The organism is Caldisericum sp., from assembly GCA_022759145.1.
Classification (GTDB): Bacteria; Caldisericota; Caldisericia; order Caldisericales; family Caldisericaceae; genus Caldisericum.
Window position 1 is genome coordinate 1 of the sequence record JAEMPV010000002.1, and the last position, 18,481, is coordinate 18,481.

Sequence of the window (18,481 nt, forward strand, 5' to 3'; positions counted from 1 at the left end):
AGTTAGTCGTACTGAACCCAGCCGTTCTTTACGCCTTCTTCTTTTACAATTTTCTTGACTTCGTTTATTTCGTCTTTTGTTAGTTTTCGAGAAAGTTCCTTAAACTCTTTTGCCCGGTAAACAGGGACATACTGTGTCATAACGCTTATAAAAATGCTATCTCCGAATTCTCTCTTTAAAATTCTTAAGGCAGTCCTTAAATCGTCGAGTTTGCCTGGAAATACAAGATACCTTACAACAACCCCCTGTTTCAAAAGACCATCGTTTCCAAAGCGAATTCCCTTTGCCTTTACCATCTCTTTCAGGGCATCCATAGTCGTCTCAAAGTAGTGAGGCGCATTTGAATATCTAAGCGCATCATTATCATTAACATACCTCAAGTCAGGCAGGTATATATCGATAAACTCATTTAATAGTCTTACAACCTCAACTGTTTCATATCCAACAGTGTTCCACACGGATGGAATTGTAAGCCCAAGATTCCGTGCTCTGTATAACGAAGCCATCGCCTGCGGTGCATAGTGCGTCGCCGTAACGAAATTTATGTTTGAAGCCCCATTTCGTTCAAGTTCAATCATTTTTTGTGAAAGCTCCTTAACTGAAACAATTTTTCCTGCACCATTTTGACTGAAGTTGTAATTCTGGCAGTAAACACACTTGAGATTGCAATTACTAAAGAATATTGTCCCAGATCCAAACTTCCCCGATAGCGGTGGCTCCTCACCTTTATACAGTACCGCATGCGAAATTTTCATTAACACTCCTGCATTGCAAACACCAACTTCTCCTTGAAGCCTTTTACTTCCACACTCAAGAGGACAAAGATTACACGGAGAAAGAAGTTCATAAAGCCCTTTAAGAGCGCCTAATTCGCTCATAGCATCTCCTTAAGTTTTTCCACAGTCTTCTTTGAATCTTCAATAAATGTCTTTTTCCTTACGGATTTTGGAAGTTCAAAATACTCTTTTCTCATAAGACCAAAATTTGCTCTCATTGGCTGTGGAGTCTCAAGATCATTTTCAACAAGGAATCTTATAAGACTTCCAAGCATCGTTGTATCAGGAATTTCTAAAAGCGGCTTCCCCATATAAAGTCTTGCTGCATTAATTCCAGCAACAAGCCCTGTTGATATTGCCTCGCTATAACCCTCAGAGCCCGTTATTTGACCAGCCAAAAACACATTTGGAAATTTTCGAGTTTGCAAGGTCTTAAGTAAAATTCTATTTCCTCTAAAATAGACATTCTTATGGATACTTCCGTATCTTACAAACTCAGCGTTTTCAAGCCCTGGAAGAAGGCTAAAAACCCTTTTTTGCTCAGGATATGTAAGAGAAGTTTGAAACCCTACAAGTTCAAACATATTACCATGGATGTCTTCCCTTCTCAACTGAACCACTGCAAAATACTTGGAAGAAAATCCCTTTGGCGTAAGAGGTCCATAACGCAACGCATCAAAGCCCCTTCTTGCAATCTCCTCAATTGGCAAACAGGCCTCAAAAAATTTCTTATCGAAATCGTGGGGCGTGTGTGTTTTTGCATTTATGAGTTCAGTATAAAATAACCTGTATTCCTCTTCTGTAAGAGGTATGTTAAGATAATCATCCGACTGCTCGTACCTTCCACCAAAAAACATCTTCGACAAGTCAAGAGACTCTTTCAAAACAATTGGTGAAATTGCATCGTAAAAGTAAAGATTATCAGAAAAAAGTTGCGTAAGATTTCTTAAAAGGGCTTCGCTTGTAAGAGGACCTGTTGCAAGTATAACAATGTCACTTGTATCTATTGAAGTAATTTCTTCTCTTACAACATGAATTTTAGGGTGCTCTAAGATAGCTTTCGTTATTGTTTCGGAAAAAAGAGATCTATCAACTGCAAGTGCTTTCCCTGCAGGAACTCTTGTGTCGTAGGCAATTCTTAAAAGAAAAGACCCAAGTCCCAGGGCTTCAAACTTGAGAAGTCCTCTTCCATCTTCAAGTTCTACCGAACCCAAGGAATTACTGCATACAAGTTCTCCAAAGTTTGGTGTCCTGTGTGCCTCTGTCCATTTTTGAGGTCTCATCTCATATAGATACACATCAATGCCACGCTCTGCAATCTGTAGGGCGGCTTCGCTTCCTGCAAGCCCTCCACCAATAACAACAACTCTCATATCTTAAAAAACCTCCCTGCGTTTTTCTTTATTAGTCTCTTTACTTCAAGTGTTGTAAGGGAAAAAAGAAGTTCACCATCATTTAACTTGACCTTTTCTTTAAGGGTATCAAATGTATCTCCATCTGAAATTGCACTAAGGACAACAGATTCTTCTTTTGTTAGAACATCCTCCTCTTTCTTAAAAGTAAGATGCTCAAGTGCATTAATATTCTCAAAAATATCGCTTGTTGAAAGTAACGGTATCGCACCATCCCTTATAAGCGCATTTGTTCCAGCACTTGACGGGCTTGTAATGTTGCCCGGGACCGCAAAAACCTGCTTTCCCTGGTCTAAGGCATGGCTTGCGGTTATGAGAGATCCACTTTTTAACTCTGCTTCAACCACAACAACACCAAGACTCAAGCCGCTTATAATTCTGTTTCTAAAGGGAAAATTGTACTTCAAAGGTGTTGTCCCGAGGGGAAACTCTGAAACCAAAAAGCCATGATTTTCAATTTTCTTCGCTAAATTAAGGTGATCTTTTGGATATATTACATCAATACCACTTCCCAGGACAGCAACAGTCCTTCCATTTGCATCAATTGCGCCACTGTGTGCAGCGCTATCAATACCGTATGCAAGTCCGCTTACAACAGTAACTGATGCGCTTCCAAGGTCGTAAGCAATTTTATAAGAGATACTTTTTCCGTACTCTGTACACTTTCTTGAGCCAACAACGGCAACCGCTTCTTCATTAAAGCCCTTAAAATCACCCTTCACATATAGAAGGAGAGGCTTATCGGGAATATTTAGTAAAGACTTTGGAAATGCTTCATGGAAAAAGGGAGTTATTTTCACACCAAGTTTCTCTGCTTTTTCAATTTCCCTTTTTGCTATCTCAATATATTCTTTATCTAATTCAAAATCAAAGGAATTATTTTCCAGAAATTCCTTTATGTAAATCTTTGCTTCCTTTGGCTTGTTAAACCTCAGATAGTTTAGCGCAACAACATTTATTAAATCCATACCAAAACAATATAACTAATTTTGAATTTTTTACAAAATATACTACAATATACTGCCTCCAGGGCAAGGTGAGTTGGCAAAATGCCAACAATTCCTGATCGGTGGTGATAGGGTAATCCCCTTAAGCCCACGAGCAACTCCAAAGGAGTTGTTGATTGGGTGCAAATCCCAAGCCGACAGTAAAGTCTGGATGGAAGGAGGTTGAAAAATGTCCTGGAAAAATTTACGCAGTATCATTTTTGCTGGTATTCTTGCAGCCCTTAGTTTCGTTTTAATGCGCTTTACGGAGTTTCCTTTGCTCCCTCAAGCAAGTTTCCTTAAGACCGATTTAGGTGACATTCCACTTTTGGTAGGTGCCTACTTCTTTGGTCCGCTTATTGGCGTTGCAATTGCCTTCGTAAAAGACATATTGTTCTTTATTAGCGGAGCAGGGTCAGGCGGACCAATTGGTGTCCTTTTAAACTTCATTGCAACAGGCACATTTGCTCTGGTTGTAGGACTTGTAAGCCTTAAAAAGAAAAACGATTTAACTCTTGCTTTAGGGCTTATCCTTGGAACCATTGCGCTTGTGCTTGTAATGATCCCTACAAACCTTTGGGCAATACCAAAATTTTTGCCATCGTGGACAAAGGAGCAAACACTTACTTATATTTTTACAATTAATGTGCCATTTAACATCCTTAAAGGGCTGCTTGACACTGTTGTAACATTCCTAGTAGTAAAAGCACTAAAGGGAAGAAGAATCTTCTCTCAAAACTAAAATTAAAAAGGGGGCTTGCGCCCCCTAAAAAAATTTATACAAGGATTTTCTATGCCTTAACTCCGTTTTTCTCAAGTGCTTCTTTGGCCTTATTTACAAGTTCTTCAAAAGCCTTTACATCATTAACTGCAAGGTCTGCAAGCATTTTCCTATCGATGTCGATATTTGCAAGTTTAAGACCATTAATAAATCTACTGTAGGTTAGACCATACTCTCTTGCAAGGGCATTTATTCTTGCAATCCACAGTTTTCTAAACTCTCTCTTCTTCTCACGCCTGTGGATGTAGGAGTATTTTAGTGCGTGCATTACTGCTTCATTTGCGACCTTAAATCTACGAGAAGCAGCGCCTCTATAACCTTCTGCCAACTTTAAAATCTTTTTATGTTTCCTTCTTGTTACTACTCCTGCTTTAACTCTCATGGTATCACTTCCTTTCAAATAATTTTGTTACTTTAGATACGGTGCAACACCTAAAATGTTCTTTACATCAGTTTTGGAGATTACATGCAAACTATTAAGTCTTTTCTTTCTCCTTGAAGATTTCTTTTCAAGATGGTGGCTGTGATTTGCACCATAAGCAACAAGTTTACCAGTTCCTGTAACTCTAAACCTCTTCATTGCTGACCTGCTTGACCTGATTTTGTTTTTCATGTGCTTCTCTCCTTTCCCTTAATTTCTTTAATACTTCTTTGTTTGGTTCAAGAGAAAACACAAGATTTTTCCCAGCCATTTTCGGAGGGCTTGCAACAATCGCAACATCAGATAGAGCATCAATTATTTTGTTTGCAAGCTCAAAGCCCTGATCCGTGAATGCCATTTCTCTTCCCCTGAACCATATCTCAATATTTACTCTGTTGCCATCCTCAATAAACTCTCTCACTTTCTTGTTTTTAATTGCAAGGTCGTTTGTATCAATCTTCAATCTGTAGCGCATCTGCTTAACTTCAATCTTTGTCTGCTTCTTCTTTGCTTCTTTCTCTTTCTTTGTTTGCTCGTAAATGTACTTTCCTAAATCTACGATTCTACAAACCGGGGGATTTGCATTTGGCGCTATGAGTACCAAATCAAGTCCCTTTTCTCTTGCAATGTTCAAGGCATCCCTTGAACTCATAATCCCCACCTGAGCGCCATTTTCGTCAATAAGGCGCACTTCCTTCAGGCGGATACTTTCGTTTGCAATTACATCTTTACTGTTAATACCTCACCTCCATAAAATAAATATAGGTAGCCGAGAGGCTACCAAAATTAAATATAACAACTTACAAAAGTCTTCGCACCTTTTCGCAAGCTCTCGGCCGCTTAAGGTAGGGCATACACCCGTTTCTTCAATTGTCCAAAGATAATTATACAAATTCTTCAAAATATTGCAAGTAGCAAATTTCTTCTAATCGATAACTCTATTTTTAACCTCGTCTAAAATACGCTCAAGGAATGCATCCACACTCATTGAACCAAGGTCTCCTGCTTTTCTCTTCCTTACAGAAACAGCGTTTGAAGAAACCTCTTTATCACCCACTACAAGCACATATGGAATTTTTTCGGTTTCGGCATCCCTTATCTTTGCGTTCATCTTCTCGCTTCTTTCGTCAACTTCAACACGCAAACCATTCAAGAAAAGTTTTTCTTTGACACTTCTTGCGTAGTCAAAGTGCCTATCAGCAATAGGAACAATTCTCACCTGGACTGGCGCAATCCATGTTGGGAACGCCCCTGCATACTGCTCAATAAGTGTTCCAAAGAACCTTTCCATCGAACCAAGGACAACCCTGTGTATCATAATTGGACGGTGCTCTTTTCCATCTTCGCCAATGTATGTTACATCAAACCTCTCTGGAAGGTTGAAGTCAACCTGAATTGTCGGACCCTGCCACTCTCTTCCGATTGCATCGACCAGTTTGATATCTATCTTTGGTCCATAGAAAACACCTTCTCCAGGGTCAATCTTGTATGGGATTTTAAGCTCTTCAAGGGCAACCTTAAGCGCATTTGTTGCTAACTCCCAGTTTTCAAGGCTTCCCACATATTTCTCAGGTCGTGTTGAAAGATAGACATTATAATTCTTGAATCCAAAAGTCTCTATCATATACTTTGCAAACTCAACAACACCTATGATCTCCTCCTCGAGTTTCTCCGGCTGGACAAAGAGGTGCGCATCGTCCTGAGTGAAGCCTCTTACCCTGAGAAGTCCATGGAGGACTCCCGCCCTTTCGTATCTATAGACTGTACCGAGTTCTGCAAGCCTTAACGGCAGGTCTCTATAACTACGAGTCCTCGATTTGTAAATTGCAATGTGGAAGGGGCAGTTCATTGGTTTTACCATATACGAGCCTTTATCGACTTCCATTGGTGAGAACATATTTTCCCTGTAGAAATCCCAGTGCCCGGACGTCTTCCACAACTCAACACGGGCAATGTGTGGTGTATAAACAAAGTAATAACCTCTCTTTATATGCTCGTCTCTCCAGAAGTCCTCGATTACTTTCCTTATCATTGCACCCTTTGGATGCCACAGGATTAATCCAGGACCAATTTCTTCTTGAATGCTAAAGAGATCAAGTTCTTTTCCAATTTTTCTGTGGTCACGCTTTTTTGCTTCCTCAAGGAAATTCAAATATTGCTCAAGTCGCTCTGCTGTTGCAAAGGCAGTGCCATAGACTCTCTGAAGCATCTTGTTCTTTTCATCGCCCCTCCAGTAGGCACCCGCAACAGAAAGCAACTTAAAATTCCTCGCATATGAGGTATCAGGTATATGAGGACCTCTACAGAGGTCTGTAAAATCGCCCTGCTTGTATATGGAAACAGTGTCGCCTTCGACTTCTTCTATAATTTCAATTTTATAGGGCTGATTGAGCTGTTTAAAAAGTTCGATTGCCTTCTCTTTCGGAAGTTCAACTCTTTCAAATGGAAGTTTTTGGTTAACGATTCTCTTCATCTCTTCTTCGATTTTTGCAAGGTCTTCTTCTGTAAGCGGGTTTTCGAGGTCGAAGTCGTAATAAAATCCGTTGTCTATTGCGGGACCAATAGTGTATTTTGCGTTTGGGAACAGGTGCATCACGGCTTGAGCAAGAATGTGTGATGTGCTATGCCTTAGTATCTCCTCACCCTCAGGTGTATCGATAAATATCGGTTTAACTTCGGCATCTTCGGTCAATTTTGTTGAAAGGTCTTTCTCGACACCATTTACATAGGCTGCAACAATTTTTGATAAGTCAAAGTTCAGTCTTTCAAGAATTTCCTTTATGGTTAGCCCCTCTTCGAATTGGTGAATTTCGTCTGATACTTTTACCTGCATCTTCGCCTCCCTAAATAAAAAATGGTGGGCGATAGTGGAATCGAACCACTGACCTCTTCGGTGTCAACGAAGCGTTCTACCTCTGAACTAACCGCCCACTTTTCACAACTATTTATATCAAATTTCATCTTTTTGTCAAGAGATTAGACCTCTTTTATAAGAATATTGGCGATAAGGTCTGCTGCTTCAGAAATTCTATCGGCTGAATTGCTTATATGCCTGTAGACTTCTCTCATTTTGAAAATATAGTGGAAGTCCTCATTTGAGAAAAGTTCTGCAAGTGCCTCGTGGTAAGTCTCCTCGATTTCGTTTTCAACAACCTTCGCAGAAACAACATTGCTGTTCGCGAGGTTTTTATCGGTGAACATATTTTCCACTGCATAACTAATGTGATTTACGCCTCTTGAAATTTTTTCTATCATCTTCTTGAGGTAGAAATTCGGATAGAGTTGATAAATTATCATCTCCTCGATGGTATTGTAAGCATAGTCAAGGATATTATCTATGGTATTAGAAAGCGTATAAATGTCCTGCCTGTCAATTGGTGTAATAAGGCTTTTATTTAACTCGTTCAGAAGGTCTCTTCGGATATTGTCTCCTTCGGATTCGATTCGCTTAATTTGAATTTTAAGGTTATGCCTTAAAACATCTTTGTTAACAACATCTTCGTTCACACCCATAAACTCATTAAGAGTGTTAACCCCTTCTACAGTCTTTTTAGCCTGAGCCTTCAAAAGGTTTTGAAAAACATCAGGTCTTTTAAACATAGAATCCCAAACTTTCATTTTAATCACCTCACACTATTTTAATATTGTAATAAAAATTGTCGATATTCCATAGGATAAAAGAATTGAGGCTGGCACCGTTACAAGCCAGGTAAGAATAAGATTTTTAACAACATTGTATCTTACTGCGTGCGGTTTTTCTGCAACACCAATGCCTACAATCGACATATTTAAAGTCTCAGTTGAACTTACAGGAAGTCCAAATCTTGCAAATGTTAAAACTGTTGCTGAAGTAATTGTTTGAGCGAGGAATGTTTCTTTCGGATTACTTTTCATCAAGCGGAATCCCGAAGTAAGAAGTGAGTTTGCACCAAAGAAAAGTGTTCCAATAATAAATAGAAGTGAAAGAAGAGATATAACAAAAATATTTTTAGGATTAGGGGCAAAATTTGATTGGGTAATTAAACTTGCAGTATAAACCAAACTCAAAGTCTTCTCGGCATCATTTGCACCATAGCCCATTACAAGGAAAAGCGAAGAGATAACCTGAAGCAACTTAAAAACCGGTGAAACTTTCGGGCTTAAATATCGCAAGATGAGGTTGAAAATTTTTGTAACTATATAAGAAACAATAAGTCCTATGGCAATTGATGCAACAAGTCCACCAAAAACTTTTAAAACCTCGATGGTATTAATGTGCGTATGGACTTTTCTTGCAATTGCGCTTCCAACCAATGCACCTACAAAAGTGTAAGAAATGCTTACAGGATATTTAATTCTCTGTGCTATGATAACCCAGGTCATTGTTGCAATTATCGCACCATATAACATTGGCAAAGTAATAAACTGGATGGGAACAATTCTAGTGCCAAGAGTTTTTACAACCTCGGTTCCAAAGATTAGAGGTGCAACGGTAAGAGAGAGAAAAAGAAGGATAACGCCAAAAAGTGGATGTATAACATTAGTAGAAATAATAGACCCGAGCAACACGCCGCCGTCGTTTGCTCCCATTAGTATCTGAAAAACACCTGCTATTATTAAAAATACTACAAAACTTGTGCTATTCATGGTTTAAAATGATAACACAAATTGTGTTTTTGTCAAGACTTATTAAAAGATTAAGGCTTTGATTGTTTTGGTTAAGAAATCTTTAAAATCTGGGTTAATGGATTCCAGGTTTCTTTTTAAATTTACGAAAACAGATTTTCCCTCAATTTTAAAATCATAGTCACCATTAATTATTACAAAATCGGAAAACTTAATGAGTTCTTTTGCCTCCTCTTTTATCGGTTCATAGGGGCTTTCGACAAACAAAAACAAATCAGGTTTAACAATGCGATAAAAGACATTTCCTTCAACCAAAACTGGATTTTCTAAATTATTCAAAAACGGAGGTATTTCTCTTTTAAGATAATCAAAATCACCCCTTGCCCAGAAAACCTTGAGCGCATCTTTAAGAAGGTAATATGTGTCTTTTCCTAAAGGTGAAGTGTCGTATGTCTCCTCTGTAATTCCAACGCCGTGAGTTAAATTATTTGTTATTTTGAAAGCAATAAAACTCTTAGGAAATAAACTCAGAATTATTCTTGCAAGAGTTGTCTTACCTACATTACTTTTGCTTCCGCCTATAAGAACGATTTTTGGCATTTTTGTTCTCAAACTCAAACTTTACGCTACCATCTTCAAGCAACAGATATGCCTTAAATTGCCTTCCTTTTGAGGAGACGAAGTCTGAAATAAGGTCGGTCTTGCCATCTTTAAGGAGTTTCTTAACATCTTCTCGTGTGATTTCTCTTCCACCCATAACCTTCTTTATACGGAAGGAGCACTCCTTCGGGTAGTGCTCACAGGCATACACTGTTTCTTTTTCGTAGACATTTCCCCCACATTTGGGACATTTGCCAAGCGATTCGCTATTTACAGTATTTTCCTCTTTTGGTGTTTCAAATACAAACGATACCTTGTTATCAATTAGTTGTATATCAGCATCAAAATATTTCTTTCCTTTCGAAATAATTCTCTTTAATCTTACCTTATTCCCTTTTAGTAACTCCTGAGCCATATCCCTTGTTATTGTTTTGTTCTTTAACTTCTTCCATATAACAAAGTCACAGGTGCCTTTTGATACATTTTCACAGGTAAAGCCCTTTGCTGTTTCGTAAACATTACCTCCACATTTTGGACAGATACCGACAGCCTCAGGGGACCCTGTCTTTAAATGGAAGTCTCCTTTGTAAGTTTTAACCTTATCCACTATGTGAATTGTTAATTTCTTAATGCCATCCATAAACTTCTGAACATCGTAGTGCCCTTTTTCAATTTTAAGAAGTTTATTTTCCCACTCACCTGTAAGCGCCGGGGAAAGGAGTTCTTCAATATTTACTTGAGAGACAAGTTCAATAAGCCTCATCCCTTTTTCGGTTGGGACAAGGGACTTATTTGCTCGCTCCACATAACCAACTTCTATAAGGCGCTCTATTATCTGCGCTCTTGTTGCAGGAGTGCCAATTCCCTTTTCCTTCAAGGCTTCCTTTAACTCGTCCTCCTCAACAAACCTGCCTGCGTTTTCCATTGCGGAGAGAAGCGTTGCATCTGTGAATCGCTGAGGTGGTTGAGTAGTCTTTTCAAGAACTTCAAGGTCTTTTACGAGAACGCTATCACCTTTTTGGAGTTGAGGGTCAGATTCCTCCTCTTTTCCGTACACTTTAAGAAAACCAGGCTCCACAAGAAAGTTGAGTGAACTTATAAATTTGTTTCCATCTACATCAGTAATAAGATTTATCTTTAATGTTTGTGAATTAGGATAAAAAACTGACAAAAATCTTCGCATTATAAGGTCAAAAACTTTTTCTTCGTCCTTTGTTAAATCCGTAAGATGTGAGAAATCACCCGTAGGAATTATTGCATAGTGGTCTGTTACACCTTTGTCGTTAATAATCCTTTCTGAAAACTTAATACCCATTGCAAGAATCTCTTTTGCAAACTCTGCATAAGGCTCAAACGAAATGGAATTGATTATTTTTGGAATGTAAGATTTTAGTGAGGTTGGCAAATACCTTGAATCTGTCCTCGGGTAGGTTATGAGTTTTCTCTTTTCGTAGAGGCTCTGCGCAATATCCAATGTCCTCTGAGCGGAAAATCCAAAAGTTTTGTTTGCATCGCGCTGAAGTTCGGTAAGGTCGTAGAGAAGTGGGGGAGGTGTCTTTGAAATATTACGCTCTAAGTTTTCAATTACTCCCTTTTTGCCCTTTATGGTTTCTACAATATGTTTAAGAAATTCTTTATCTTTGAAACGAGTTTCGTTATCTTTAACATAGGTTCCATCGTAAACAAACTTCAACCTGTCGAATGTCCCCTGTAATTCGTAGTATTTCTCGGGAACAAACTTTCTTATTTCTTTTTCCCTTGTTACGAGTATGTTAAGAGTAGGCGTTTGAACCCTTCCCAGGGAAAGCAGTTCACCCCATCGACGGGTAAAAGCCCTTGTTGCATTTATTCCAACAAGCCAATCTGCTTCTTCTCTTGCAAAAGAGGCTTTTCCAAGATTGTCAAACTCTGATTCATCTTTCAGGTTCTCAAATTCCTTAAGAATCTCCTCCTTCGTCATTGCAGACAGCCACAATCTTAAAAGACGCTTTCCTTTCGGGTTTGTAAGAAGCATTATCTCCCTGAATATTAATTCACCTTCTCTTCCTGCATCACAAGCGTTAACAATTGTATCGATATCCTTCCTCTGGATGAGTTTTTTAAGGACATCGAATCTATCTTTTGTTTCTTTTTTTGGCTTGAATTTAAACTCTTCAGGAATAATGGGAAGGTCCTGCAATGTCCAAAAACTTAGTTTCTTATTGTAATCTTCGGGCTCGTAGAGTTCGCAAATATGACCCAAAGACCAGGAAATAACATACTCCTCGTTTTCAAGATAGTCTTTTTCATCTTTAAATTTTCCAAGTGCCTTTGCGATATCTCTTGCAACAGACGGCTTTTCTGCGATAACCAATGTTTTCACGATATTTAATTATACTGATTAAAAGGATTTTGCAAAATGCAGTATAAAAATATAAGCCCCGGATGAACCGGGGCCTTTAAAAGTGTTTAGATTGTTCTCTTAGCCAATAACTTTTACGTTAACTGCTTTATCTCCTTTATCAGTTTGCTCGATTTCGAACTCTACCTTCTGACCTTCCTTCAATGTCTTGTAGCCACTTGACTGGATTGCTGAGAAATGCACAAAAAGATCCTTACCACCATTGTCTGGGACGATAAACCCAAATCCTTTCTGCGAGTTAAACCACTTAACTCTTCCTGTTAATCTTTCCACTTCTAAAATACCTCCGTAAAAAATTTCCGCAACCTTGTGCGGTTAAATAAATTATAGTACATTAAAAAATTTTTGCAATATAAATGGAAAAATCCGAAAAAGTAAATTACAAGTTTCGACAAAAAAAGATTACACCATTAGGTTTAAAAAGAGTTGAACCTAACAATAATCAATCTTCTTTCAAAAACTTTTTACCTTTAAGTTCCTCTGGAAGGTAGGTTTCGCCTTTTACAATATGCCCCTCAAAGTTATGAGGATACTTATAGTCCTTACCGTAGCCAAGATTTTCCATTAGCTTTGTTACAGGATTCCTTAATTTTAACGGGACTTCCAAAGAGCCGGTTTCCTTGATTGTTTCTAAAATTTCATTTTCAGCAAGATAAAGGGCATTATCTTTTGGTGCCTTGGATAGATATGCACATGCCTCCGCTAAAAGTAGATACCCTTCAGGTGGACCAATCACATTGAAACCCTCAAAGGCTGAAACTGCAATAACAAGTGCCATTGGGTCTTTAAGCCCTATGTCTTCTGAAGCAAATCTTATCATTCGCCTTGCAATGTAAAGGGGGTCTTCCCCAGCCTTGATCATTCGGTACATATAATAAAGGGCTGCATCAGGGTCGCTCCCACGCATGCTTTTAATGAACGCCGAAATAAGATCATAATGTGCCTCTTTACCATATGAAAGAGAAACACTTCCAAACTTCTTTGCAATCTCAAGAGAAACGAGCCCCTCTTTTGCGTTTTTTGAAACATTTTCAAGTATGTTTAGCGCCTTTCTTGCATCCCCGTCCGAAATTTCAGAAATATAGTCTAGCACTCCCTCTTCAAACTTTAAATCTTTAAGAAATTCGTCTTTGTTAATGGCATTCTCAAGAATCTTTCTCACATGAGTGCTTGTTAACTTATTAAACACAAATAAAGAAAGCCTTGAAAGAAGTGCATTATTTACATAAAAGGAAGGATTTTCTGTTGTGAGTGCTATTAAAATTATCTTTCCCTGTTCGATGAAAGATAAAAATACATCCTGCTCTTTTCGATTGAAGTGCTGTATCTCATCCACAATAACGACGGGTGTTTCGGTTGAAAAAAGATTTTCCTTTGTAAGATTCTGGAGGAGTTTTTTAACATCTTTTATATGTTCTGTTGTTGCAGAAATTGTAATACTCTTCCTTCCCTGCGTGAGAATTTGAGCAATTGTCGTTTTCCCTGAACCAGGTGGTCCCCAGATGATAAAAGAAGTAAGTTTTCCTGTTTTGTACATATTAAAAAGAGGAGCACCCACTCCTACAAGGTGCTCCTGCCCTACAAATTCCTCTATTGTTTTAGGTCTTACCCTCGAAGCCAGTGGCTCAAGTTCGCTCATTATAACTCTTCAACTTTTGAAAGTTGTTCTAAAACATAATTCCTTATTTCTTCCGGAGTTCTTTCATTATAGACAACTTTACCATTTAGAATCACGGGCACAAGTGCTTCTTCCCCAACACCGCTTTCGTTAGCCTTTTTTACCTCGTAAATAACTTTGCCGTTTTCAAATCTTCTGTAAACTTTCTTTCTTCCAGAGTATTTTCCACGCTTTGCAATTGGTGTGCCGTTAACCTCTACAATATCCATTGCAAAATCAATTGTATCTGCATTTGAAATGGATGTGCCCACACCAAAACCATCCACAACACCCGAATCAACGAGTTTCTGGACACTTTCCTCGTCAAGTCCACCTGAAACAAGAATTTTCACATGATTAAACCCTCTCAAATCAAGTTCCCATCGCACTTCTCTTGCAATGTCAACAATGCTACCACGACGAGAGCCAGGTGTATCAAGCCTTACTCCATAAAGGCGCTTACCGATAGTTTGTGCCGCAAGAAGAGATTCGAACTTTTCATCCTGGAAGGTATCGACAAGCGCAAGACGAGGAACAGATGGGTCAATTATTTCGTCAAATGCCTTCACCGCTTCGACAATGCCACCCATATTTATAATAAGTGCATGAGGTATCGTTCCCGTTGGAGGTTTACCAATGGTCTTTGCACCAATAAGGCTCGAGACACCATCGCAACCACCTATGTAAGAAGCTCTATCGATCATCGGGGCAATTGCAGGGTGCATTCTCCTTATTCCAAATGAAAGCACACTTTTATCTTTTGCAATCTTTCTTATCCTTGCACTCTTTGTTGCAATACCTGATGCTTCACATATGAAACCAAGTATGGGGGTTTCGAAACGGGCAAATTCAAGGTAAGGACCTTCAATTACCATAACAGGCACAGGGTAGCCTCTTATATCCCTTGAAGTGAAGATACTTCCCTCGGGAAGGGCATAAAGGCTTACATTCTTTCCTTCGAGTACCTCTATAACCTCTGGAAGCCCTACAAAAACACCCCAGGGGTATTTAAGCCACTGGACAGTAAAGTCTGCAACAACATTGTTATTTATGCCTTTTTTCTTTAAAATCTCTTCAGTTCGGACAAAATAGACATCAGTCGTTAATCCTTCTTTTATATCTTTTTCATTTGCTATGAACATTAAAACCTCCTCAAATTATTTTTTTGCATCCATCGCTCTTGCAAGTATAAGGACTGCATCTTTTCTCTTTATCGGATCGCCTGGGTAGAACATAAGTTGCATATTATCAACCGACCCCTGTATTATATTCAATTCGAAGGCACTTGCAATCTCTTTGTATCCAAAATAAGTGTATGGAACATCCGCAAAAGGTGATACCGCATCAGGTTTTGTCAAGTTCAAAGCCCTCATAAGCAAAGTTACAAATTCGCCTCTTGAGATTACTCTTGATGGGGCGAATTGGTCCTGCGAAATACCTTTTACTATGCCTCTTTTTACCGCTTCCTCAATGTAGTTATGAGCCCAGTAGGAAACGCTTACATCTGCAAAAGTTGATGTCTTATAATCTTTTGGTGTAATCTCGAGCGCTCGTAATATGAGGACTGTTGCCTCTGCTCTTGTAAGATTGTTATCTCCTTTAAAGGTATTGTCTGGATACCCTTTTACAATGCCTTTGTCAACAAGCACCTTGAGGTACTTTGAAACATAGTAGTCAGTTACATCAGGAAAAACCGGCGTGAATGATTGTGTTCCTATTGTAAATGTGGTCGTTGCTTCAACTCCGTAATTGTTCACAAGGTAGAACCTTACAGTGTAAGTGCCTGTGTCAACTTTTTTACCCTTCGTATCAACCATATCCCATGAAACAGAAAATGCCTTTGTCCCGTGTGCAGGTATAGTAACCTCGGTTATAACCTGCGCAAACATTCTATCAATTCCCCATTTGAAAATAATTGTATTACCTTTCATTATTACGAAGTCATAAATCTGCGAAGTGTTAAATTTCAAAGTAACTGGGTTATCGCTTGTGTTTGTAACCGTGTAAAGGAAACGCACTGTCTCATTTAGAGAATACTCATTCCTGTCGGTTACAACTTTACCTACAAGGGGTAAAGATTCTCCTTTAACTGCACTTACGCCTGTAAAAACCATTAAAACCACCAAAAGTAAACTTATCAATTTTTTCATTCCAATCACCTCTATTAATTAGATACTCAATAACATAATTTTGTTCCATCAAAATGCTTCTCCCGGTTGAAGGATAAGGCACTTACTTCTTGTCTCTTTATCAACCATTTCCTTAAATTTTTCGACATCTGTTTTTATTATGTCCCAGGTATTGTAGTGCATGGGGATCACATACTTTGGATGAAGCATTTTAACTGCCATAAGGGCGTCGTCTATGTCCATTGTAAAATAACTCCCAACAGGCAAAAAGGCAAAATCAAGCGAAAACTGGGAACCAATAAGGCTCATATCAGAAAACAGGGCAGTATCACCTGCATGGTAGATTGTTAAATCTTCAAGTTTTACTACAAATCCCGCAGGATTCCCACCGTAGATTAAATCACCTTCAACCTCAATTGATGAACTGTGAATTGCCTGAACCATCTTCACAGAAAATTTATCAAATTTGACTGTCCCTCCAATATTCATCGGCACTAAGTTTTTAACACCTTTTTTTCCAAGAAAATTTGCAACCTCATAAATAGCAACGACCGTTGAGTCATTGTGCTTTGCTATCTCAATAGTATCCCCAAGATGGTCTCCGTGACCGTGCGTAACAAGAATGTATTTTGCCTTGCAATCTTCAACCTTCATAGGATTTAGAGGATTCCCCGTAAAAAATGGGTCAATAACGATGTTCCCAAAATCATTAATAATTACAAAGGTTGCATGTCCAAGGTAAAGAATCTTACTCATAAGACACCTCCATAAAATCTTCTAATCTTTCAAAAAATTCATCAAGGTCCTCATGTATAACAAAGTCAAAATAATAATCCATTTGAGTTTTCATAATATTAACAAGGATTCTTTTTCCTGAAGCATATTGAACAAGAGTATTTGCAGGATAAACCTCTAACGATGTACCCAATGCAAGAAAAACTTCTGAATTCTCAACACAATGCACCGCCTTGTCGAAGTCCAAAACAGGCTCTCCAAAGAAAACAACATCCGGTTTAATTAAGCCTCCACATCTATCGCAGCGAGGCACATCATTTGTTATTATAAGATTCTTTAACTCCTCAAATGAAAAGTGTTTGCCACATTTAAGACAGTGCGAGTGTTCAATGCTTCCGTGTAAATGTATCACACTTTTTGAGCCTGCTTTCTCATGTAAGAAATCTATGTTTTGGGTTACTATGCAAACAGGCTTTTTACTTTCAATTTCTGCAAGAAACTTATGGGCTTTCGTAGGCTCTGCTTTTTCAAAAACAGGATACATTTCCCTTGCAAAATCATAAAAGAGTTTCGGGTTCTCTAAAAAGTAATCAATATCAAAAACACTTTCAGAGTACAAACCCTGCGTGTATATCCCTTTTTCTCCCCTAAAGTCAGGAATTCCTGCATTAACAGAAATTCCTGCACCTGTTAATACCGAAATACTTCTTGAAGATTGAATTACTTTTGCAATTTCTTCAATCATATGCTTTTAATCTTCTCTATAACCTCTTTTATATTCTGCGCTAATTCCTTATCAAAGTTTTCTGCAACACGAAGTGACTCTTCGTAATGAGAAAGTGCTTTTTCTTTGTCCCCAAGGTAGAAATAAGCCTCCCCTAAGAAAAATTGAGATGTAAGATATGTATAAGGGTTTTTTGACTCGTCAATGTCATCAATAATTTCCTCAATGTGTTCTTTAACTTCTTCGATAAGTTCGGGACTATTTTTAAGAAAGAAAAGCTCCCTTAAGCACACGGCAATTTCGTAATTTATACGTATAAAACTTTCTTTATGGGTATCTTTGGGGAAGTAGTTTAGCGACTCCTCGAAATAGTTCAGTGCGTTCTCAAGAAGTTCGACTTTTGTTTTTTCATCAATATCCCTTAGCCTCGATTCATTCAAATACAGAGTGCCAATATTAAAAAGTGTCGTCCCGTAATCTTCAGGTGATTTGTCTTTATAAATCTCAAGCACATATTTGTAGTTGTCAAGTGCTTCCTCAAACAACTCCCTATCTTCCTTTATGAGTGCAAGTTCAAGAAGAGAAGATGCAAGATGCGAGCGTGTCGAAGCAATATCAAGCGTATCATCGCTTTCAAAGTACTCAAGGCTTTCTTTGAAGGCTTCAATAGCCTTTGTAAGATACTCAACTCTCTTCTCAAGGTCAGGCTCGAATTTCCCTAAAAGGAAATTTGCAACACCTATACCATGGTAGATAAGTCCAACGATTTTTTTGTCTTCTGCATCTTCCTTGAGTTTTAATGCCTCTTCAAAGTATTTTAGAGAAACTTTTATCGAGTCGAGGTCTTTGCCTAAAAGATATGTGTTTGCAAGGTTATAATAAACACGCACAAGTTTAGACTTATGATCTACTTCCTTCAAAAGGTCGATTGCGTTCAAATAATGCTTTGCTGAAGTCTCAAGGTTGTAGAGAGGGTCTTCAATATGAGCAAGTTTGTAGAAGACAAATCCTTTGTTTGACTCAATTTCTGCAAGGTCTTCCTTATTTTCAACAGTTTTTGCTATTTTTTCAGCCTCATCAAAGTTGAGTAATGCACTTACAATATTATCTCTTTCATCACTAATATCGGAAAGCAAGAGGTATGTGAGCCCAAGATTCATGTAAATCCTCAATTTCTCGTAGGACGACTTTGCATTTTGCAATTGCTCCTTCAAAGACAAAATTGAATTCATTAATTCATCGTAGTTTTCCATT

19 protein-coding genes, 1 tRNA gene and 1 riboswitch are annotated in these 18,481 nt (G+C 38.3%); of the genes, 1 reads left to right on the top strand and 19 read right to left on the bottom strand.

Annotated features, from left to right (window positions below):
- Window positions 1-2 precede the first annotated feature (2 nt).
- From JHC30_00025 to dprA, 3 genes are read right to left on the bottom strand one after another with little or no spacing between them, the layout of a single operon-like run.
- Window positions 3-878, bottom strand: coding sequence for a radical SAM protein (locus tag JHC30_00025; protein MCI4462556.1), 876 nt, complete (start codon window positions 876-878; stop codon window positions 3-5).
- Window positions 875-2,149 (bottom strand): methylenetetrahydrofolate--tRNA-(uracil(54)-C(5))-methyltransferase (FADH(2)-oxidizing) TrmFO, encoded by a 1,275-nt coding sequence (trmFO, locus tag JHC30_00030; GenBank protein ID MCI4462557.1) that lies wholly within the window; start codon window positions 2,147-2,149, stop codon window positions 875-877. Before trmFO ends, JHC30_00025 begins: the two co-directional genes overlap by 4 nt.
- Window positions 2,146-3,156: a DNA-protecting protein DprA gene (dprA, locus tag JHC30_00035; protein ID MCI4462558.1), complete on the bottom strand. Its 1,011-nt coding sequence runs from the start codon at window positions 3,154-3,156 to the stop codon at window positions 2,146-2,148. The genes trmFO and dprA overlap by 4 nt, the downstream gene beginning before the upstream one ends.
- Before the next feature lie 50 nt (window positions 3,157-3,206).
- Window positions 3,207-3,362: riboswitch (FMN riboswitch) on the top strand.
- A gap of 2 nt (window positions 3,363-3,364) precedes the next feature.
- On the opposite strand from dprA, the gene JHC30_00040 reads away from it, so the two are divergent.
- Window positions 3,365-3,916: an ECF transporter S component gene (locus JHC30_00040; GenBank protein MCI4462559.1), complete on the top strand. Its 552-nt coding sequence runs from the start codon at window positions 3,365-3,367 to the stop codon at window positions 3,914-3,916.
- A gap of 49 nt (window positions 3,917-3,965) precedes the next feature.
- On the opposite strand, the gene rplT is transcribed toward JHC30_00040, so the two are convergent.
- The 16 genes from rplT to JHC30_00120 form a co-directional block, all read right to left on the bottom strand.
- Window positions 3,966-4,337 carry a 50S ribosomal protein L20 gene (rplT, locus tag JHC30_00045; protein ID MCI4462560.1) on the bottom strand — a complete coding sequence of 124 codons (372 nt, stop codon included), beginning with the start codon at window positions 4,335-4,337 and terminating at the stop codon, window positions 3,966-3,968.
- A gap of 27 nt (window positions 4,338-4,364) precedes the next feature.
- Window positions 4,365-4,568 (bottom strand): 50S ribosomal protein L35, encoded by a 204-nt coding sequence (rpmI, locus tag JHC30_00050; protein ID MCI4462561.1) that lies wholly within the window; start codon window positions 4,566-4,568, stop codon window positions 4,365-4,367.
- On the bottom strand, window positions 4,522-5,097 hold the full coding sequence (locus JHC30_00055) for a translation initiation factor IF-3 (protein ID MCI4462562.1): 576 nt from the start codon (window positions 5,095-5,097) through the stop codon (window positions 4,522-4,524). Before JHC30_00055 ends, rpmI begins: the two co-directional genes overlap by 47 nt.
- A 204-nt stretch (window positions 5,098-5,301) precedes the next feature.
- Window positions 5,302-7,209 carry a threonine--tRNA ligase gene (thrS, locus tag JHC30_00060; protein ID MCI4462563.1) on the bottom strand — a complete coding sequence of 636 codons (1,908 nt, stop codon included), beginning with the start codon at window positions 7,207-7,209 and terminating at the stop codon, window positions 5,302-5,304.
- A gap of 22 nt (window positions 7,210-7,231) precedes the next feature.
- Window positions 7,232-7,306, bottom strand: a tRNA-Val gene (locus tag JHC30_00065).
- A 46-nt stretch (window positions 7,307-7,352) separates the two neighbouring features.
- A complete protein-coding gene (locus tag JHC30_00070; GenBank protein ID MCI4462564.1) occupies window positions 7,353-7,994 on the bottom strand; it encodes a DUF47 family protein in 642 nt (213 codons plus the stop codon).
- Window positions 7,995-8,009: 15 nt separating this feature from the next.
- A complete protein-coding gene (locus tag JHC30_00075; GenBank protein MCI4462565.1) occupies window positions 8,010-8,945 on the bottom strand; it encodes an inorganic phosphate transporter in 936 nt (311 codons plus the stop codon).
- Between the two features lie 99 nt (window positions 8,946-9,044).
- On the bottom strand, window positions 9,045-9,581 hold the full coding sequence (locus JHC30_00080) for a hypothetical protein (protein ID MCI4462566.1): 537 nt from the start codon (window positions 9,579-9,581) through the stop codon (window positions 9,045-9,047).
- A complete protein-coding gene (locus tag JHC30_00085; protein MCI4462567.1) occupies window positions 9,544-11,943 on the bottom strand; it encodes a DNA topoisomerase 3 in 2,400 nt (799 codons plus the stop codon). Before JHC30_00085 ends, JHC30_00080 begins: the two co-directional genes overlap by 38 nt.
- A gap of 99 nt (window positions 11,944-12,042) precedes the next feature.
- Window positions 12,043-12,255, bottom strand: a complete 213-nt coding sequence (locus tag JHC30_00090) for a cold-shock protein (protein ID MCI4462568.1) — start codon at window positions 12,253-12,255, stop codon at window positions 12,043-12,045.
- 169 nt (window positions 12,256-12,424) lie between these two features.
- Entirely contained in the window at window positions 12,425-13,621 is a 1,197-nt protein-coding gene (locus JHC30_00095; GenBank protein ID MCI4462569.1) for a replication-associated recombination protein A, read from the bottom strand.
- Window positions 13,621-14,781 carry a nicotinate phosphoribosyltransferase gene (locus JHC30_00100; GenBank protein MCI4462570.1) on the bottom strand — a complete coding sequence of 387 codons (1,161 nt, stop codon included), beginning with the start codon at window positions 14,779-14,781 and terminating at the stop codon, window positions 13,621-13,623. The genes JHC30_00095 and JHC30_00100 overlap by 1 nt, the downstream gene beginning before the upstream one ends.
- 15 nt (window positions 14,782-14,796) lie before the next feature.
- Complete coding sequence (locus tag JHC30_00105) at window positions 14,797-15,789, bottom strand: S-layer homology domain-containing protein (GenBank protein MCI4462571.1); 993 nt, start codon at window positions 15,787-15,789, stop codon at window positions 14,797-14,799.
- Window positions 15,790-15,837: 48 nt separating this feature from the next.
- On the bottom strand, window positions 15,838-16,524 hold the full coding sequence (locus JHC30_00110; GenBank protein ID MCI4462572.1) for a metal-dependent hydrolase: 687 nt from the start codon (window positions 16,522-16,524) through the stop codon (window positions 15,838-15,840).
- Window positions 16,517-17,248 carry a Sir2 family NAD-dependent protein deacetylase gene (locus JHC30_00115; GenBank protein ID MCI4462573.1) on the bottom strand — a complete coding sequence of 244 codons (732 nt, stop codon included), beginning with the start codon at window positions 17,246-17,248 and terminating at the stop codon, window positions 16,517-16,519. Before JHC30_00115 ends, JHC30_00110 begins: the two co-directional genes overlap by 8 nt.
- Window positions 17,245-18,480: a tetratricopeptide repeat protein gene (locus JHC30_00120; protein MCI4462574.1), complete on the bottom strand. Its 1,236-nt coding sequence runs from the start codon at window positions 18,478-18,480 to the stop codon at window positions 17,245-17,247. Before JHC30_00120 ends, JHC30_00115 begins: the two co-directional genes overlap by 4 nt.
- Window position 18,481: the final 1 nt, after the last annotated feature.

What these genes read in the sequence shown, in the direction of transcription:
- JHC30_00025 (MCI4462556.1), bottom strand. Translation starts at nt 878, where the DNA reads ATGAGCGAATTAGGCGCTCTTAAAGGGCTTTATGAACTTCTTTCTCCG.
- trmFO (MCI4462557.1), bottom strand. Translation starts at nt 2,149, where the DNA reads ATGAGAGTTGTTGTTATTGGTGGAGGGCTTGCAGGAAGCGAAGCCGCC.
- dprA (MCI4462558.1), bottom strand. Translation starts at nt 3,156, where the DNA reads ATGGATTTAATAAATGTTGTTGCGCTAAACTATCTGAGGTTTAACAAG.
- JHC30_00040 (MCI4462559.1), top strand. Translation starts at nt 3,365, where the DNA reads ATGTCCTGGAAAAATTTACGCAGTATCATTTTTGCTGGTATTCTTGCA.
- rplT (MCI4462560.1), bottom strand. Translation starts at nt 4,337, where the DNA reads ATGAGAGTTAAAGCAGGAGTAGTAACAAGAAGGAAACATAAAAAGATT.
- rpmI (MCI4462561.1), bottom strand. Translation starts at nt 4,568, where the DNA reads ATGAAAAACAAAATCAGGTCAAGCAGGTCAGCAATGAAGAGGTTTAGA.
- thrS (MCI4462563.1), bottom strand. Translation starts at nt 7,209, where the DNA reads ATGCAGGTAAAAGTATCAGACGAAATTCACCAATTCGAAGAGGGGCTA.
- JHC30_00070 (MCI4462564.1), bottom strand. Translation starts at nt 7,994, where the DNA reads ATGAAAGTTTGGGATTCTATGTTTAAAAGACCTGATGTTTTTCAAAAC.
- JHC30_00075 (MCI4462565.1), bottom strand. Translation starts at nt 8,945, where the DNA reads ATGGGAGCAAACGACGGCGGCGTGTTGCTCGGGTCTATTATTTCTACT.
- JHC30_00080 (MCI4462566.1), bottom strand. Translation starts at nt 9,581, where the DNA reads ATGCCAAAAATCGTTCTTATAGGCGGAAGCAAAAGTAATGTAGGTAAG.
- JHC30_00095 (MCI4462569.1), bottom strand. Translation starts at nt 13,621, where the DNA reads ATGAGCGAACTTGAGCCACTGGCTTCGAGGGTAAGACCTAAAACAATA.
- JHC30_00100 (MCI4462570.1), bottom strand. Translation starts at nt 14,781, where the DNA reads ATGTTCATAGCAAATGAAAAAGATATAAAAGAAGGATTAACGACTGAT.
- JHC30_00105 (MCI4462571.1), bottom strand. Translation starts at nt 15,789, where the DNA reads ATGAAAAAATTGATAAGTTTACTTTTGGTGGTTTTAATGGTTTTTACA.
- JHC30_00110 (MCI4462572.1), bottom strand. Translation starts at nt 16,524, where the DNA reads ATGAGTAAGATTCTTTACCTTGGACATGCAACCTTTGTAATTATTAAT.
- JHC30_00115 (MCI4462573.1), bottom strand. Translation starts at nt 17,248, where the DNA reads ATGATTGAAGAAATTGCAAAAGTAATTCAATCTTCAAGAAGTATTTCG.
- JHC30_00120 (MCI4462574.1), bottom strand. Translation starts at nt 18,480, where the DNA reads ATGGAAAACTACGATGAATTAATGAATTCAATTTTGTCTTTGAAGGAG.